The sequence below is a fragment of the Enterobacter cloacae complex sp. HYC042_NIDB genome, assembly GCF_056673315.1.
This window is the reverse complement of the sequence record NZ_CP109650.1, coordinates 3,386,567-3,404,085: the sequence shown is the minus strand read 5'-3', so window position 1 is coordinate 3,404,085 and position 17,519 is coordinate 3,386,567. Positions and strand designations below refer to the sequence as shown.

Below are 17,519 nucleotides of genomic sequence, written 5' to 3'. Positions count from 1 at the left end.
GTCGGGTGGCGAAGCCGCCACCCGACAAATGCCATAATCAGTCAGCACGACCCATATAGCGTTTTTCTTCAATATGGATGCGGATCTTCTCGCCAGCGGAGAGATATTCCGGCACCTGCACAACCAGACCGGTGGTCAGGGTCGCTGGTTTGTTGCGCGCACTTGCTGACGCGCCTTTGATGCCCGGCGCGGTTTCAACGATTTCCAGATCCACGGTCTGCGGCAGTTCAAGCGCCAGCAGCACGCCGTCCCAGGTCAGTACCTGCATGTCTGGCATACCGCCTTCAGGAATGAACAGCAGCTCTTCTTCGATCTGATCTTTGGTGAAGATGTACGGGGTGTAATCTTCTTTATCCATGAACACGTATTCGTTGCCGTCGATGTAGGAGAAATCAACGTAGCGGCGGGTCAGGGTCACGGTATCAACGATATCGTCACCTTTAAAACGTTCTTCCACCTTCAGGCCGGTACGCACATCGGCGAAACGCATTTTGTACAGCGTCGCTGCACCACGGGCGCTTGGTGCCTGAATGTCGATGTCTTTCACAATCAGCAATTTGCCGTTGTAATTCAGTACCATACCTTTCTTAATTTCGTTCGCTCTTGGCATTGCAGTAATCCTGTCTACGGGAGGTAAAAAATATCGCGCCAAATTACTCGCGCGCGGCCTTTCAGGCAAGTGGAATTCGTGGCTTTTGCTATCAATACGCAAAAGGTGTTACTGTGCGCCCGATGCCCGACTGTACGGGTGTTCGCCACCGAGAGAGCATGTATGGATTGTCGTCCAGATTGCGGCGCGTGCTGTACCGCTCCGTCCATTTCAAGCCCCATTCCAGGCATGCCTGAAGGCAAGCCTAACAGTCAATTATTCTCAGTATAAAAAATGACATAGCTAAGCAGAAATGACTTTTTTGCTAAGTGTTTCAATTGAATGTGAAAAGCTTTCTCCATAGCCAGTTTTAGACAGTTGTAATAACTCATTTAGTCCAGAATGACTTGTAAACGAAAGGTTTTCATAAAGACATATAGGAAGTTCTGAATTGTCTTTAAATCTTCTGTCTGGGCCTCCAGACTTGTTCACATACTTCCATGTCCTGCCAACGACTATGGCATCTCCAGGTACACCTTCGCTCTCAATGAATCGACTATCACCTACATTAACGAATAGCTGGTTATAACCAACAGCGCCTACACCTTCACGGTCATAAACCAGTACTCTATCTGGAAAAAAATGCAATGTTTGGCGACCGACATTGATAGCAATCGTCTCAATATTTGTTTTAACAAAGGGAGGCTTTGATTTGCTGATTGAGGTGACTTTTCTGCGTAGTAAGTTACCAGCTCCGGCATGATACTTGGGGTCATAAACGGCTCCAGAAGCTTCTATATGCCATACTTTTGAGCAGCTTGCGAGCTTGGCTCCACTATCATGAAGTTGCTGGTAACATGCCATCATTTGATCATCAAAGTCATAAAAAAGAACAGTAGTCTTTCTTAGCTGATCGTACATGTAAGCAAAAACAGAGATTGCTACCCCTACGATAAAGCCTATAGCGAGGCACCACTCAGGCCATGTCTGTGAAAAACCGTAAAGTAACAGCGCAATCGAAAGGCACATGACCAAGGGCCATATTTGTGACTTCTTACGTTTGTTGTTCAACTCTTCAAGCAGTTCTCGGGAACTTGAATCAACGATTTCCGAGATATGGGATGACTCGATTTCCTCGAGAGGTGCATGTGTAGTGTCATGTTCTATTGGGGATTCATTAGGTACACGTTGGACCTTTTTACCGTTCTCTGGGATCATGCTTGGTGAAAGCGAAGCACGATAATAGACTCCGCCAGCACCAACATGGATGTAATTTCCTCTTGGACCAGTACCGAATCTCAGCCCTTTTATGCCAATAGATGCGCCGACTCCAGATTTGGATAGGTTGAATCTTATCGGTCCAACGCGAATGCTTTTCCTAACGTAAATGCCCATAGTAACTCCATGTAATAGGTAGCATGAGAATGTGAGTCAACGAAAATCCTAACAAATTCTACATCAGAAAATGATGAGGCTAGATGTCTTAAAGACAGCACTGCGTATTTTTATATTTTTCAATTGGTTAGTAAGCATTTCCCATTTTGATTTAGTTGCCTCTAAACAGTGACCTGTCTGTGGAAGTGTCTTTCTGTTATTGTTGACGATTGAGCTAAATTTTGAACAGAAGGCTAAATGGACTGTCGTAGCGATTGTGGGGCTTGTTGTATTGCTCCTTCCATCTCATCTCCAATCCCAGGGATGCCACAGGGAAAGCCAGCAAATGTAAGATGTGTACAGTTATCGGAAGATAATCTATGCAACATCTTTGGGTCAATCCACCGCCCCACGGTGTGTAGCAGTCTGCGCCCTTCACTCGATATGTGCCATAAAAATCGCGAAGAGGCTATGGCTTACTTGATCCATCTTGAAAAACTAACCTCACCATAAAATCGTTGCCATAAATAATTTTGTGGTGTATAGTGAAAGAAATTTACTGTGGAAACTTTTCAGAGTTTCTATTTATCTACTAACACCGCATTTATGCCAGTAGCTGTTGGGCTTGGTCCTCCCCAAGAGTCTCTCCCTCATACTGGTTATTATTAATATCTGCTATGTGGTGTTAGTTGTATGTCCATAGATCTGCCTTTCCCTGCTGTTCAAAAAATAACCAATCATCGTGATGATGGTCGTTACTCACTTATCCATAGCTCTGAATATGTACTTGATGGGCTTGTATACCGTTTGAACTATGATTCGATGAAGAAGGGTTATCATCCGATCAGAAAAGAAATCATTGATGCGTTCATTAAGCAGATCCATGCAATGCAATCGCACTACAGCAAGGTTTTTGCTTTCCGGTTCGATTTGTCAGTACCGGAGGGAATGCCTGTTTCGGAAAGTAATGGATTAGTGAGTGATCTTTTTGAACGATTGAGAGGGCGCTTTAAAAAGAAGGCGTGGAATGGACAACCAATAAAAAAATTTGCTTACGGTTGGGTTCGAGAAAAGGAAAGGGCTATGCAGGTTCATTACCACTGCTGGATAGCATTACCTCATTTCCAAGTTCAAACCGCTGGCTTTGGTAACACAGGCATGATTGGGTTGATAAGTGAGCTTTGGAATGAATTGACAGACGATACCAGCCGTGTGCATTTAGCTGAGAATGGCCGATACTCTATCGTAAGGGGTCATCATGATTCCCTTGCTGATTTTGTTGAGCGTATTTCGTACCTTGCGAAAAACAGCGGTAAATTTTCATCTGGAGAAGGGCACAGGATCTTTTCAACATCCAAGCTCAGAATGAAAGCGGGAAATTAACAAAGACAGTCAAATCTTTCCTGTATCGCTTTAAGAGCCGTTTTTATGGGATGTGAATACATTTTATTGGTTTTCACCTAAAAGTTCTCCGTAGTGGTATTCAAGGCTTTTTTGAGGGGGTATGGAGCACTCTTGGTATAGATTCGGTAACAAACTAATTACGCGCTCTAGAATCTGCTACAAAGATAGATGAAACCCGGAAAATTGCTTTATGAGAGAAATATTTCCGGGTTTACATGTATTTATAGATTAAGTGTGTGAGTGCCTTTAGGATAATAAGGGCCAACACAATATGAAGTGTCGTTTAACTCTGGAGATATCATGGATGTTGTAAATATTAACTGATACTCATCATGTAAATTTTGGCATTCATTAATTATAACGTGTTGGAAATTATGGCTTCGTGCATCAACCATTCCTTTATCTTCAATATTATCCATAATAATGAAATTAGGTAGGCGTGACTCTGGATCGTCAACGCAGTGGAGGAAGATAGCAAGCCGAATACTGTTTTTGAAAATAACCATTGAACTAGCGGAAAATTTACTCATGCCGTCCAAATACATTCTGTCTCGAGCAAAGTCAATAATAACATCGCCAGGGTTATCGAATGCAGGCTCGTTGCCACCATCTGATATTAACAGTCTTTTGGTTATTTGCTCTATATCGGAGTATACAGCCACTTGTCTTTCTGCTTGAAGTTTGTCTAATGAAGCAAGTTTATCTTTAATTTCCAAAATTCTTTTTTGGGCTTGTTGCTTCTCCAGTAAGAGAGCATTTATTTTAGAAATGCCACCTCTGTTTTCTTCAAGAGAAAGAATGGCTCCCTCAATAAATCCGATGCTTTTTCCAATTTCAATAATCAAGCTTTCTTTTTCGGATGGAATCAATGAGAAAGTCTTAAGGCTACGAGATAGCTCATTTATTTTTAAGCTTGTCTTTTCTAGATTAACATTAAGGTCTCTGATCTCACTTTCAAGACTTGCAATAACTTGACTGCTTTCTTTTATTTGAAAGTTCAGGTTGTTGAGTTGTTTGACATAAGCATCATCAGACGAGTTTTTGCTATTTTTACTTTTGCATAATCCACAGCTTTCTAAATCGGTGCTTATCTCAATATGATTTAAACATGAGGGGCAATATTTGAATTCAATACTACCAAGTGAATTATTAACGGACTTAGAATGTAATAGTGCATCTTTCCTTGATTCTAGTGAAATTAAGAAAAGTTTCGTGTCGCTCATTTCTTTTGATAAAGAAATAATTTCTTCCTGTATTTTGAATCGGAAAGATATCAACTCAAGATTTTCATTTTGTAATTTTGCTAAAACGGATTTGTCTTCGCTGCTATCATCCGTGTTTCCACCAGAAAGCAACGTTTGCATCTCTTCATTAAGTTTATCAAGTTCAAGTGAGTATTTTTCAATGCGCTGATTTAATGAATGTTCACTTACTTTTACATCATCTCCGCCAATTATCTTAAATATTGAATTTGCTTCTGAATTGAATTTTTCGAAACGTTTTGTTTCTGATAACTGTTCTTGTCTTAAGTTGTGAGCTTCTAAGTCATCAATGCCAAGAAGGTATTCACCAATAGCTCTTCTTAAGTTAGGATTATCAAAGTTCTTCTCTTCTTTTAAAAGCTTGGTTGTTGCTGATAATTGGTCAACGTACATCAATCGCATTATCTGATGGAGAGTTAAATTTCGGTCATCATCAGTTTTATGTCTTGGAAGACTCAAAAGCTCAAAAAGCTGCTGAGAAAAGCTATGTAATGTATCACTTCTGCGATAAGGATAACCTGTCCAGTGAGAATTGAGTTTGATGGATGAGTCAATAGTACCTTCATGCAAGTACATCTTTGACAGTCCGTTTTCAACAATATCTCTTTTTAATGTGATCCTAATTCCGTTGAGTGAAACTTGAGCAAATACTTTATCACAATATGATTGATGTTGAGTCCAGTCAGTTATAACTGAACCTAAAGCATAAGACAATAAATCTACAATCGTTGATTTGCCCGTCCCATTCCAACCTCTTATTATATTAACGCCTTTGTGGAATTCTTGGTCATACACAAAAATGCCGTTCCTGGATACAGCGAATCTTTCAACAATCAAATGAGGCTTAATCATTTGTATCTACCTCGTCATATCTATATTCCATAAGACCTGTTCTTTTTTTTAGTCCGTTGGAGCCGTAAAATTCAATTTGCTGGAACCCTTTGGATATTAGGGCAAACCATTCACTCTTCCTGTAAGAAACTTCGCTCAAAGAATGTTTTAAATCTTCAGGTAAAACAGTTTTAGTCCTTTTTATCTTTCCATTTGTATAACTTTCCATATCAATTAAATTCTTGGACAAAAGATGATGGAACGCGATAGATTGAATTCGTCTTAGTTCAATGAAAATCCGATTAGGATTCTGAATGTTCTCGTAAGGTTCACTTATCTTTTGTATTGCTTTTTTATAACGTCTTAATTCATTCGGAAATGGTTTTATGAGTTTTAAAAGACTAGGGAAAAGTACATAAAAGTCCATTAGCCTGAATAGTTCAATATCAATTTCACAGTCATTTTGCTCTTCTAATAAAAGCAACGATCTATAGACGCAATGGCTGGTATCGAATATTGGGTGATATATTAACATTTAATCCCCCACGATACATGACATAAGCCAGTCAAAAAATAAAGCATTCCTGATACCAACTCAGTAGTAATCAAGCTATCGTAACGAACAATAGCTTTATGCACTGGTTGAATTATTTCAATATTAACTAGTCTATCGATTTCTACTTTACTTTGACCACTCATTATTGCTGGATAAATACACTGATGCCAGCTCGAACAAATGGCGGAAAGAATCTGAATGTATACTGTTTGTTCAACCAGAGACATTTGATCTTTAGCAACTCTCCGAGCAAATTTATTTTTTAGCCTTGTTGCTCTTTCCACTAAGTCAGATCTGTCACCGCGTAAAAGTTTACCTTCCAGTCCAATGATCTCTCTTCCTGGATAATCATCTAGATACTCTGCTAAATCTTCCATTATGGATATTAATTCGTCATGGCCTAAACAAGACTTTTTAACCTGATCAATGGTCGATTCTAAACTCGACAGTGTATAAAAATTGTTGTCGCCGTCATGCGATGCGCCGTCTTGATATTTAACTTGAGATATAGTCATGAGAAATTGTTATCTCCCTCATGTCTTGCATTATCTTTATATTCAACGGTCTGAATTTTCACATGGGGAGGTGTTGATGACGGCAGCTCTGCCTTGGTCTCATTATTAGTAGCATCTAGAGGACGGGTGTCATCATTTTCAACTGTAGGATAGGTTTTTGCTGTTTTTAATGTAGAATAAATGAAGAATATAGCCAAGAGAACAAGAATGATTAGGATTAAAATGAAGAACCTATTAATTCCTAAAAAATCTGTTATTTTTTCGTCGAAGATTTTATCAATAACAAAATAAAAAACGTAAAGTACGAGCCCGGGAAGACCAACTTTTTTTATTGATTTACTCCAAAAATCGCTCATAAATTTCCCTATACTATAGTTAGCACATTGAAAGTATTGACAATTTACCATTAACTAAGTCTAAAATCCATAAAAAATCAATCAAGATATGCTATAGGTTATTTTATGTTTTTCAATGGGTTATCGAATGAAAGATAGATAGAATACTAAATAGGAATCGATCTGATAGTCTTAGACTTTGCTCATCGCCCAAGCAGCATTGTCAATGCTTACTATAGTAATGGACAGACAGAGCAATGATGGTAAACGTGCCCAAAGCTACGCAGTACTATCCCGATCATTACGTCGTACATCGTGCTAATCCTACAACACTCGCAGGTCCGATATTCTGGCTTTCTTACCTAGCAAAAGAACGCAGGAAGTTGCAAACAGGGAAGGGAACGCGCTTATACTCAACATCAAAGTTGAGTCGTAAAGCACTGGATTCGTAAATATCGCACAGGAAGCCCGTAGAGCGTTTTTCTTTGCAAGGTATCAAATCGTATCAGCCATATCATAAAAATCGCTTACAGCCTCGCTCAGAGCGTTTTAAGGCATGATTTGTAACTGGTTAACTTTATGCTTCGGTCAGATGCATGATAGTTCAACTATAGTTGCTATGCTGATAGATTCATACATCACTTCAAAATTCCTCGCGAAGCGAGGGACACGAACGAAGTGAGTGTCTGTGTACGATGTACTGTTTATAATATTTATATTTTATATATAGAGAAAACAGTACATTTCCGTATGTTTTTTAACCAGCATTAACTATCCGTCTTCGCTTCGCTTGACGGAACTCGCTTCGCTCGCCATTCAGGATATAACTTCAGCGTTTGAAACGATTTTCGCAACCCTTAGAACGTTTTGTTCAATGTTCATTGTCCGGTCAGAATCGAAGATAAAATATTTGATTTGGCCTGACACAGCTTTGGCACAGATCCTCTCCCATTTTGACACTTCCGCCCTGTGACAGAAGCGGAAGTTGAACAACCATCTGTGCGATCAAAATATAACAATATTTTGAAGGTGCAGCGGGTATCACTATCTTAAAACATGATATGTAAGAAGATAGGGGGCTGTGAGGAACCCAGATGGGATTTATCGTTGATGGAGCCAAGCTGAGATATCCGTTATGAAGAGACCAATAGCGCACAAAAATGATCGTCTGCCAGTGCCGAAAACGAATCACTTTACGCTTGAAGCGAGGCAGCGTGTTATCAATGGACTTGTTGCGACGGCTAAAGCTGACTTCGTATCCTTAGTTAACTGGCTGAAAACAGGTAAACAGAATGGTGAACCTATTCCGTTAGATAAATGCGAAAGTCTTCGAACTGCTATTCTTAATCTTGGGACCCTTAAAGCTGGTGTACAAACCGACTGGAAGCAGGTAATCCAGTTGATGGAAAAAGAAATCAAAAAAAGCCATCAACTGAATGCCTCGGTTCCTGCATCCTCGCAGCTTGTTACTGGTGTTCTAAGAAGTCTTAATGATATCAGCGAGAAGATCGCTGCGGGCAAAGCTGTTCCCGAGATGCTTGGCAGGCTCGAGAATATGCAGCAAATGATTGCCAACCTCAAGGATAATGAGGGGCTCATTAAAAGTATCAGCATTCTAACCCGAAGCGCACAGGATGCTTTGCGTGGCTATAGCAAGAAGCAGCCAAAATCAAAAATTAGGAGGCCTGAAAAAGCAAATCCTCTCCTTCGTGAAGAACAATCCTTTCGTGCTGAGTGTGCCCCACTAATCGGGGAAAACGATATTTTCATAATCGCTAGTTGCCTTATTTCAATGTCGGCTCGGTTGGGGCAGTCCCCTGTTAGCCTGGCTAAAAGAGCAGCCGCGTTAAAAGGTGTCATCAAAACTGGGCTTTTGCCCGAACTGCTGGAGTTACTTCAGCAGGATGTGGAGTTGAATGCCTTAGTTCCGCTCAACATAGACAAAGATGACATTACTCGTAGTGATGGTGGTAAGCTTGTGGGATTGACAGGGGTCATTGAGGGGGGCTCCTCTATCGGTGTGGAAGCGCAGCGTATTATTACCGCAGAACTTAAAAAGCTCGCGTATATCTCCGCAGTTCAGCGCGTTTATCTGGATACAGCTCGTTTAGGACTGGCTTTGGTAAACGATACTTTTAAGGTTATCGAGGAGGTAAAACGTATTGCTGAGAAGCACAATTGGAGTCCATTATCGGTTGCGGTGTATGCGACTTCCAAAACGCCTGGCATAAGGCCGGATATCGCCGGAGATGTGATTACTTTACTGGCACAGGATGAGATCCTTTCAGCGACCGTCAAACGATAACTTTATTTGTATTAGCTCAGATTTGACCTGACATAGGTGTGGCCCAGGGCTGGACTTAATCTGACAGTCCGCTCCGTGCCAGGAGCAGATGTTGTTGATATCAGTTTGTGTTGAGTAACGGGGAACATATCAACTGCAAAATGAGGCCTGTGTTTTCTATAAGTTCAGGTGAAAGTACATACCTTAACTAATCACCCCGGTGGCTATCGGGCAAGAGGCAACAATGGCGAAGAAACGCAAGGCGAAAAACTACATAACACCTGAGAAGATTGCAGCACGCAAGCAGGAAGAACAGCGTCATAAGCAAGCCGATGAGGTTATGGCCAACCTCAAGATCGGGAAAAGTCAGTACTTGGGCGTTTCTATTTGGAAGAATATCACCATCCAGCTGGCACGCGGAAAAAACGTCGCTGAAATCACGTACGATATGGAACGAGATACGTTGGTCGGCCAGTGCCGTACTATAGAGGTTAAACGCCTTCGAGCCAAAGAACATCAACAGCAAAGCAGAGCCAGTGCGGAAAAGATTGTAGCATCGCGCGTCCCGCCGCTAGCCACACCGGCTACCGTGGATAACCGCCAGAAACCGGGCAAACTCAGAGCCAAAACTCTTCATCTGCTGAAAAAAAAGCCCGCTAGCAGCAAAGTGGATGCGTGGACGATTGCACGCGACGTGTCACGGTCATCCGCACCTCAAAAGAAATTGACCTTTGGAGCGGTATTACATCAGAACCCAGTAGCTAAGCCTGAAGTTATCAGCTTTAGCGGAAACGAGAAGCGGTTAGAGGGGGCTGACACGCCAGCGGCTGCCATTAAAAGATACGATCTTCCGCTGCCTAAGCCTAGAGAGGCCACCATGAGGCGCAAACTGACGGGTATTGAGAAGGCCATGAAGATGGTTCCCGTTGCAAGCCGTCACGAGTTTGCGATGTTCGTACATAAACACCATGAAAGTGGTTACACAGCAGAACAACTGCTCGCACAGTACTTGGCTGCTGCAATTACTGCACCTGGAGCAAATGATTCAGTTGTTGTCGTGCCGAAGATTATTAACGAAACGGCCGCCGTAGAGTTGACCGCACCATTACCGGTATCTCACGATCCATTTAAAGAAGCGCGCTTACCAAACCTCCGCCAGACGCTGGATATCAGCATCGAAACGCCGAAAGGTATGGACGAGCTGGGAGAGCAGGATATCACTACGGTCAACCCGCTGCGCGATGGCCGCGAGCTGAAAGGCGGCTCCTCCGAACGTCTGGTGCGTCAGCGCGATGCGGCAATCCAGACTGAGTTTAAAGCAGAGCTTTGCTACAACTTCGGTTACCGTTGTGCCGTTTCCGGTAAACATCTGGGCGGTGTACTGGATGCCGCTCACATTGAAAGCGCGGCCAAAGGGGATTACAGCGCGAGCAACGGCATTCTGCTGTCACCTACTCTGCACCGCCTGTTTGACGCGAACAAGATGGGAATTAATCCTGAGACAATGACTGTTCATTTCAAACCAGGCATTGAGTTTGAGGAATATGAAGGCCGTGTGATCACCCCAATGCATTACCGCCTGAACAAAGACAAACTGGCTGCTCGCTGGGGTGAATACCTGAGAGACGCAAATTGAGATACGCCATGCAGCGCTACCTTGAAGCAGGGCATAAAAAAACTGCCGCTGTTGATACCAGTGTAATTTCCGCCACTAATCACCCTTTCCTAGTACTTCCTATATGGCCAGAAGCGGGCGTTACGCACAAACTCTAATGGTTAATGGGCGAGGTATCTAATGCGCTTACAGGACGATGATAAAGTCTTGAGTGTTCTGGCTGCAAAGTAATCTCTTGAGTTACGATTTATAAAGTGGAGTATATTGTTGTTTTAAAGATATCAGATCCAGGGTTCGCAATAGGGATGTAATGTTAGTGGCAAAATATTCAATTGCACATGGTAACAGTCTGCTATTTGCTCAGAGCGGACAGTCAGATTTGATTGTACTTTGTCTACTGTAACTGTCACTTCGAGCTAATACACTTATTTTGAACTAGATTACCAATTCCTTTTTGATCCGGTAGAACGTTGCACGACTGATATCAGCAGCTTTCATTATGTGAGCTGGTTTAACGTTCTGTGCCAACATTTCACGTACCACTTCACGGGCTTCCATATCTTTCTCTTTTCCCGTATACAAACCTGCCTGTTTTGCTCTCTCGATCCCCTGTGCCTGACGTTTACGGCGGGTTTCATAATCTTGTCGTGCCATTGTCGCAAGGATATCGATCAGCATAGCATTGACTGCCCGAAGAATGCCGCTGGTAAGGTCGTTGCCGGACATTTCAACCATCTGCCAGCTTGTTGGCAAATCCATCGAAACAATAACCAGTCCTTTACTGTTCAGCGTAGCTTTGAGTTCAGCCCATTCTTCATGTTGAAGACGACTGAGACGGTCAATCGATTCGATGAGAAGCAGATCGCCGGGTTGTGCTTCCTCAAGGAGATGCATCAGTTCCACACGCTCCAGCTTCGCACCACTGGCATTTTCAATGTATTCTCCGGCTACTTGCCAGTTTTTGCTTTGCGCAAATTCGCGCAGGCTAACTAATGCACGATCAGCATGCTGGCCTTCGGTAGATGCACGGCAGTAAATACGGACATTCATCATGCATTCTCTTTTGAGTGTTAAATGGATACCTATATGATACAGTGCGTGTTTTTGTTGTCAATAGAGTCAAATTCAACCCTATTGAGACTTTGTATCATGGTCTTTATCAGGTATACCCTAAAGAGACCTACAAGATGGAGAAAAACATCGACAATTTTGAAAGGAAGGGGATACCCGATTAGCCTTAACGCAGTAAACCACCCGCACAACGCGCTGAGATATCACTCTCCGAGGGAACTCCGGCGGCAGCGGGCGTTGTTAACTTAAAATACAAAAATTGTCCGGGAATGGCGGATCAAGAGCATCCGCAATATTACTCTTCTGGCGTGCAATTAGGCCAAGAGGGAATTAATAGCCAATTGGGAGTTTCTTGCTTGGTTTGTTTATTTCTTCCCTCAATTTGTATTGATTGTAAGGCTTGTAGCCACGTTCCCAACGACCGTTCGTATATTTCTTGCAGCGTCGCTCAATAACATGCTCCATTTTTTCAAGAATATTTTGTTCTAATTTGAATAACTGGTCATATGTACCATCATGCTGACGGGCGTCTGCTGATGCAACAGTTAGAAGAAGGTCTCTGCTTGGTCCACCGTTTTGGCAAAGAGAGTCATCCGGTACTTTGGACAGGTCTTTTGCAGTTAGCATGAGACCTGGTGACATCGCCCAGGAACTAGCTGATAATGATGCTACTGAAAGAATGGTAGTTACTAATAGCTTCTTCATTATATTATCCTTCTTTGAATTATCATTCCTACTATTAGGAAGTTAAAATATCTATATTGCTTTGAATTTTTTGAATGATTCTGAACTGCCTACTTGAGATGGATGCAAGAAGGTATATCAAAAATGATGACTGAAATTTTAATACAACCTTCGTAAGGTGATTTTGTTTCATTCTTCCATGAGTTCTATTTTTGTTACATGAGTGCCATTGCAGTATATTTTCAAATCTTCAGGCGGGGACTTGACTGCGTTACGGATTTTATTCATTGTATCTATCGTTAAAATATCGCAGCCTTCCATATACATAACCTTGCGAGTATCAATATCTGATATGTTAGTGAAACAGCCACTGACCCATGAATCAGGTATTTCAATTCCATGTATCAGTTTCATATACTCAATGATGAACGACTCTGTCATGTGAAATCGCCCGATCGTGTATTTTCCGATATACGCATTACCAGAAGACGAAGGTACCCAATCATTTTTTAAAACTAGAGTCTGTGCATTATTTCTCATTTTCAGACTCCAGTTCATGAATGCGATTGTTTGTCATGTCAACAAGGCATTTCTGTTCGTTATTGCAGTCGGATTTTTTCTTTATCCATTCTCTTTGAGAAGGGAGTAAGCGTTTTCGTGTTTCAGGGCTAAGGTTTTTCCAGACCGAATTTAGTTTCTCATCGCTTGCTTTATAACTGTGTGTATCGACATTTGAGGTTACTGCATTGTTTTTGGTGGCTTCGCGGTTGTTATTATAGAAAATGGGTGCGCGAACTCCCTGAGCGTAGTCTTTAGCTGCTTTGTCCCACACACCTTGACCATTGGCAGTCAGTATCTTTCTGAATTCTGTAGTGTTGAAACTGTAATTGCGGATCTCGCCATTGAAATCTAGTTTCACGTTGACGATGGTAGACTTCGCAATGCCAGTCAAGAAATCCCCAGCTTCTGAACCAAGTGAACAGACTAATTCCTTCGTATCGTCGTTATTCTTTGGGCGTAGTCCGTGCATCGTGAATCTGCCGTTATCAGTTGTAGCAGTGATATCTACCAGCGGCACGATCGAGGATGATTGCTTTGTTATCGCGAAGCATATTCCCTTCAGATTTACATCCCTGTCCATTCCGAGAAACATCAGGGCGTTTTTGTCGTTGCTGGCGACACCTGCTGATTTCGCTTCTGGCAAGAAATAGACGGTACTGGAGGCGGCGGTTATAGCTGAAATGAGAACAACGCCTGATGCCATGATTTTTAAAGTTTTTATAAGGATAGTCATTCTGGATACCTTCTTTCTATTGCACTCCATCGGGGGCAGATCACCATCCCGTGAGTCTTGCTTGTGAGAAACACTACTCGAAGAATCATGATCTTACATTGATCTATAAAATCTATCAATAACGTAAAATTGATCTATAAAAGCGATCGATTGGGGTGTGTATAATTCCGAGATTGCTTTGATGTAACGGAAACGGAGACATGGCTATTGGGGGCGTTGGTAGGCTTCCCCTTGATAGGTATGCAAGGGGAGAGTGATTTACTGTAAAAGTTTTTCTAAGTCTTCCAGCGAGTTAATCTCGTATTTATTACCGTTGACAGTTGCATACGATTTATTTGTAGTGCTAGCTACCTTGATAGCCAATCCATTACCTTCGCTTTGGTTTACACCATCCTCCAGCTTGGTTATAAACGTCGGGTTTAGAATGCTGACTTCATGCTTGTCCTTAATATGCTGTGCAAATTTTTCAGGTGAAATCAGTTCATCAATGAAGGAGTGCAACACAAGCCCTTGCATTTTTAGTAAGTCATGATCATTAACTGTCTGTGCTTCTACATACGAAACACCAGGTGATCGGTTTCGATTGAACTTAATCACGATTCTCTGTTTTGTCTCGTCGGCGAAGGTTACTTCAAAATGACCATACCGCCCATCAATGTCATAGCAATCAATACGTTTGATAGCTTGCTTTATCTTCAACCTAATTCGCTTACGATCAGGGTTTTTAGTGTCATGAACATCGAAATTTCGGAATTGATCCCAGCCAGTTGTTTGAATTTCTGAGCGGCTGATTTTGTACTGTTGATATTCTCGCTCAAGCGTTATTTTTTTCTGTTTATTGGCATTAATCTGATCTGCCAATTCTTCGAGGTCATCTGTCAAAGTTGCCAGCTTTAGCAGCTTTTTAACAGCTTCAGATGCCTTTTCAATCTCAGATTCGTACCAAGCCGTTTTATCTTCTTGGTGGTTGTTCCAGACGTGATCAGCGATTAGTTGCAAAACAGTGTGCTCAAGCTGGTATGACGTAAAACCTTTTTTACCGCAAGGTTTACCCTGAACGATTTTTGAACCACATATATAACGGTACTTGTTTTCACTTGAACCAGATTTGAACATGAAAGAACCACATTTTCCGCAAAAAAGAATACCGATACCTGAGAGTAGCGGGATTTCTGGTTCAGGGTTACCTGCTGGATATTTTGATGAATTACGAGTGATGGCGCGGTGTCGATCTAATTTCGAAAGTGTCAAGTAGTCCACCTCCGACATAAGAGCAGGGTAGTAATCAGGGATAATGAATGTTTCTTTTAACGGTTCATCTGATTCGGAATCGTATATGATGACACCTGATTCATCGCGTTTATCCAGCTTAAAGGTTTTTTGTCCGTGAACAGTGGGGTTCAAAAATGTCCTGATCAAATGTTTACCCCATTGTTCAGTTTTGGGTGTCAGCGCTTGACCTGTCTGGTCTTTATAAACCCTCTTTTTAGGGGCAGGGTAATGTTCGTTAAGATATCGTTGGATTCCAAGAAGAGTTTCACCGTTTTGTTTAAGTTCGATAATCTTCTGAGCTGCGGTAAAATATAGAGGATGTGGAGTAACGTATCCTGATTTTGTATCTACCCACCAAACATTCTGACCGACGGATTCTATTGCTTTTGCTGGTGTTCCCGATTCTCTTGTCAGGTTGTGTCGTATCAACGAACGGGCCTGGGCTTCAACTCGATTCTTTTTTGTCAACGACTCGTCGTGGGCGCGTGTGAACATCAACAATGAAATGATTAAATCGGTTGGATTATTCTTTACGTCCGCGTACTTATAGACCTTTTCATCCATGCCAGTAACAACGACTATCCCCCTGCTAAGTATGTTCTTGAATATATCCAAAGCGCTCCAGGCATCATCACGACTAATGCGGTCAAGATTTTCGACGACTAGCCACGAGCCAACGGGAACCTTAGCCCCAATCTGCTTGATGAACTCCGATAGCTTCCCTTCATGAGCATTTTTTCCTTTGAACGCAGACATGCCGAGATCGTGGAAAGCCGTTGTATCAAGTTCGAGATTATAACGGGCCGCAATTTTTAGAGCGGTATCTTGCTGACGCTCCAGGGAGTTACCTTCCCGTTGTTTCACAGATGAAAAACGCACGTACGAATACAGCTTGGGTTTCATTGAGTGTGATTCCCTTCGGATGGTATTGATTGATCAGATAGACCTGATGCTAACAGCAGGAATGTGAATTTTAAACAGTGAATAATTATATGTTAGGCAAGCCTGCAAATGTAAGGTGTTTTCAGTTATCTAAAGATAATTTATGTAAGATTTTTGGATCCAACCTTCGTCCCAAAGTTTGCAGTAGTCTACAACCGTCTCTGGGAATGTGTTCAACGAATCGAACAGATGCAATGACCTACCTAATCAAACTTGAGAATGATACTTGCCCTGTAACTGTAAGCATCTCACATAATAGTTTCATTCACATTTAGAGAGCCTCCGGCATAATCAATCAGCTAACAAAGGAGATCGCCATGCGTATAGTCCGTTTTACTGAATAGCAGATCATCGCCATGATTAAGTCGGTTTAAGCTGGACTAAATGCCAAAGGTGTAGGGCTGAAGGCAGACCTTTCAGAAGACACCTGCTACAACAGGAAGCCTCATTATTGCGATATAGACGTTTCTGATACTAAAGATACGGGATCTTAAGGACGAGAACTGACATCTTAAACAGATGATTACCAGTCTTTAAGCCTGAGCTGGTCATTCATCTAGCCAAGACATCCGGACTCAGTATCCGTCAGCCCAGTAGTTGTATGAAAATAAGCTGAGGGGATTTACGATTACCGTCCGGATATCTTACGTGACGAACCCGTTATTGCTGCATTGCAGGCGGTAGTAGAATGATATCCACAATACGATTTTTGCTAGCTGTACTTGATTCTGCGACGACAGGGATACCCGTGGCATCTCAATAAAATCCGCCCTATTTATACTCTGATGAAGCTGAATTATCACCGACAGGGAAAACACTGTTATCGGTGTGTAATCCCTCACCACTGGTCCTTGCGGAAACACTAAACCAAAGATGGTCGATCGATTTTATGCATGATTCCTTAGTCCGTTGTCGCACGTTTAAAGTAGTTCAAGATTGTAACCGGGAGGAGTTGCCGATTTGAATTGGCCTTATTTACCCGCTCCATGAGTGGTCTAGGGATCCGATAGGATTACGGTAAAGTCCGGCTATCCGTCTATGTTGCGCATGGATAATGGTCCGGAGTGTATTTTGCTGGTAGTGACGAATGTGTATGAAACATACTGAAACTGGAGTTTTAACCAGGCGGGTAAATCGATGTAGATTGCTTTTATGAGCATTTTAGCCGGAGATACCATACAGGAGAACCCGATTATTATCTGTACAGAGCACTGAATGAAGCACGAGAAATGACGGAAAAAATTGTTGTCAGAATATAGCCGTGAACGCCCGCATTAATTGTTGAATGATATGATAACGTAGGAATACTGCAAAAAAAATTATCTGGTCGGGATCTCAAAAATGCATGGGACAAAAAGGATCTATTAACAAATTTTAATAGAAAATTCCGCAACGTTACTGACAATCATGTTAAAAGGTATAGAAATGTAAATACATTATCCTATTAAGAAATGTATACTAATTGTTGATGTTAAGCAATTGTCTTTGCAT

The 17,519-nt window shown here is 41.9% G+C and carries 15 protein-coding genes and 3 pseudogenes; 7 read left to right on the top strand and 11 right to left on the bottom strand.

The features are described 5' to 3' along the window. Window positions 1–37 precede the first annotated feature (37 nt). Window positions 38–610, bottom strand: a complete 573-nt coding sequence (gene yeiP, locus OKF39_RS16305; RefSeq protein WP_008500940.1) for an elongation factor P-like protein YeiP — start codon at window positions 608–610, stop codon at window positions 38–40. 162 nt (window positions 611–772) lie between these two features. Between yeiP and OKF39_RS16300 the strand changes: the two are divergent. Then, window positions 773–856 (top strand): annotated as a pseudogene (locus OKF39_RS16300) (YkgJ family cysteine cluster protein); the annotation flags it as partial. Between the two features lie 36 nt (window positions 857–892). Here OKF39_RS16300 and OKF39_RS16295 read toward each other — a convergent pair. Further along, a complete protein-coding gene (locus tag OKF39_RS16295) occupies window positions 893–1,984 on the bottom strand; it encodes a DUF4236 domain-containing protein (protein WP_048224170.1) in 1,092 nt (363 codons plus the stop codon). A gap of 237 nt (window positions 1,985–2,221) precedes the next feature. On the opposite strand from OKF39_RS16295, the gene OKF39_RS16290 reads away from it, so the two are divergent. Then, entirely contained in the window at window positions 2,222–2,476 is a 255-nt protein-coding gene (locus OKF39_RS16290) for a YkgJ family cysteine cluster protein (RefSeq protein ID WP_071841176.1), read from the top strand. Window positions 2,477–2,656: 180 nt separating this feature from the next. Beyond that, on the top strand, window positions 2,657–3,346 hold the full coding sequence (locus tag OKF39_RS16285) for a YagK/YfjJ domain-containing protein (protein WP_048224167.1): 690 nt from the start codon (window positions 2,657–2,659) through the stop codon (window positions 3,344–3,346). Window positions 3,347–3,588: 242 nt separating this feature from the next. Here the strand turns inward: OKF39_RS16285 and OKF39_RS16280 are convergent, their stop codons facing one another. The 4 genes from OKF39_RS16280 to OKF39_RS16265 are packed head-to-tail and all read right to left on the bottom strand — an operon-like array spanning window position 3,589 to window position 6,887. Continuing rightward, the gene (locus OKF39_RS16280) at window positions 3,589–5,481 is read right to left on the bottom strand and encodes an ATP-binding protein (protein WP_166720826.1); all 1,893 of its coding nucleotides are present in this window, start codon (window positions 5,479–5,481) and stop codon (window positions 3,589–3,591) included. Beyond that, on the bottom strand, window positions 5,474–5,995 hold the full coding sequence (locus OKF39_RS16275; RefSeq protein WP_048224162.1) for an ABC-three component system middle component 5: 522 nt from the start codon (window positions 5,993–5,995) through the stop codon (window positions 5,474–5,476). The genes OKF39_RS16280 and OKF39_RS16275 overlap by 8 nt, the downstream gene beginning before the upstream one ends. After that, window positions 5,989–6,531, bottom strand: a complete 543-nt coding sequence (locus OKF39_RS16270) for an ABC-three component system protein (RefSeq protein ID WP_072061320.1) — start codon at window positions 6,529–6,531, stop codon at window positions 5,989–5,991. The genes OKF39_RS16275 and OKF39_RS16270 overlap by 7 nt, the downstream gene beginning before the upstream one ends. Then, a complete protein-coding gene (locus tag OKF39_RS16265) occupies window positions 6,528–6,887 on the bottom strand; it encodes a hypothetical protein (RefSeq protein WP_090419463.1) in 360 nt (119 codons plus the stop codon). The genes OKF39_RS16270 and OKF39_RS16265 overlap by 4 nt, the downstream gene beginning before the upstream one ends. Before the next feature lie 1,114 nt (window positions 6,888–8,001). Here OKF39_RS16265 and OKF39_RS16260 point away from each other — a divergent pair. Together OKF39_RS16260 and OKF39_RS16255 are read left to right on the top strand one after the other, a co-directional pair. After that, window positions 8,002–9,171 (top strand): hypothetical protein, encoded by a 1,170-nt coding sequence (locus OKF39_RS16260; RefSeq protein WP_166720825.1) that lies wholly within the window; start codon window positions 8,002–8,004, stop codon window positions 9,169–9,171. 223 nt (window positions 9,172–9,394) lie between these two features. Further along, entirely contained in the window at window positions 9,395–10,786 is a 1,392-nt protein-coding gene (locus tag OKF39_RS16255; protein WP_166720824.1) for an HNH endonuclease signature motif containing protein, read from the top strand. A gap of 414 nt (window positions 10,787–11,200) precedes the next feature. Here the strand turns inward: OKF39_RS16255 and OKF39_RS16250 are convergent, their stop codons facing one another. The 5 genes from OKF39_RS16250 to OKF39_RS16230 all read right to left on the bottom strand — a co-directional run bounded on the left by OKF39_RS16250 (window position 11,201) and on the right by OKF39_RS16230 (window position 15,989). Beyond that, the gene (locus OKF39_RS16250) at window positions 11,201–11,815 is read right to left on the bottom strand and encodes a recombinase family protein (protein ID WP_003846897.1); all 615 of its coding nucleotides are present in this window, start codon (window positions 11,813–11,815) and stop codon (window positions 11,201–11,203) included. A 351-nt stretch (window positions 11,816–12,166) separates the two neighbouring features. Continuing rightward, a complete protein-coding gene (locus OKF39_RS16245) occupies window positions 12,167–12,541 on the bottom strand; it encodes a hypothetical protein (protein ID WP_048224154.1) in 375 nt (124 codons plus the stop codon). A 168-nt stretch (window positions 12,542–12,709) separates the two neighbouring features. Beyond that, window positions 12,710–13,060, bottom strand: coding sequence for a hypothetical protein (locus tag OKF39_RS16240; RefSeq protein ID WP_479983146.1), 351 nt, complete (start codon window positions 13,058–13,060; stop codon window positions 12,710–12,712). Beyond that, complete coding sequence (locus OKF39_RS16235) at window positions 13,050–13,814, bottom strand: lysozyme inhibitor LprI family protein (protein ID WP_175557804.1); 765 nt, start codon at window positions 13,812–13,814, stop codon at window positions 13,050–13,052. The genes OKF39_RS16240 and OKF39_RS16235 overlap by 11 nt, the downstream gene beginning before the upstream one ends. Window positions 13,815–14,072: 258 nt before the next feature. After that, window positions 14,073–15,989 (bottom strand): recombinase family protein, encoded by a 1,917-nt coding sequence (locus OKF39_RS16230; RefSeq protein ID WP_090419475.1) that lies wholly within the window; start codon window positions 15,987–15,989, stop codon window positions 14,073–14,075. 95 nt (window positions 15,990–16,084) lie between these two features. Here OKF39_RS16230 and OKF39_RS16225 point away from each other — a divergent pair. Both OKF39_RS16225 and OKF39_RS16220 read left to right on the top strand, forming a co-directional pair. Beyond that, window positions 16,085–16,303, top strand: a pseudogene (locus OKF39_RS16225) (hypothetical protein); the annotation flags it as partial. Between the two features lie 81 nt (window positions 16,304–16,384). After that, window positions 16,385–17,330, top strand: a pseudogene (locus OKF39_RS16220) (integrase core domain-containing protein). The last annotated feature ends 189 nt before the right edge of the window (window positions 17,331–17,519 follow it).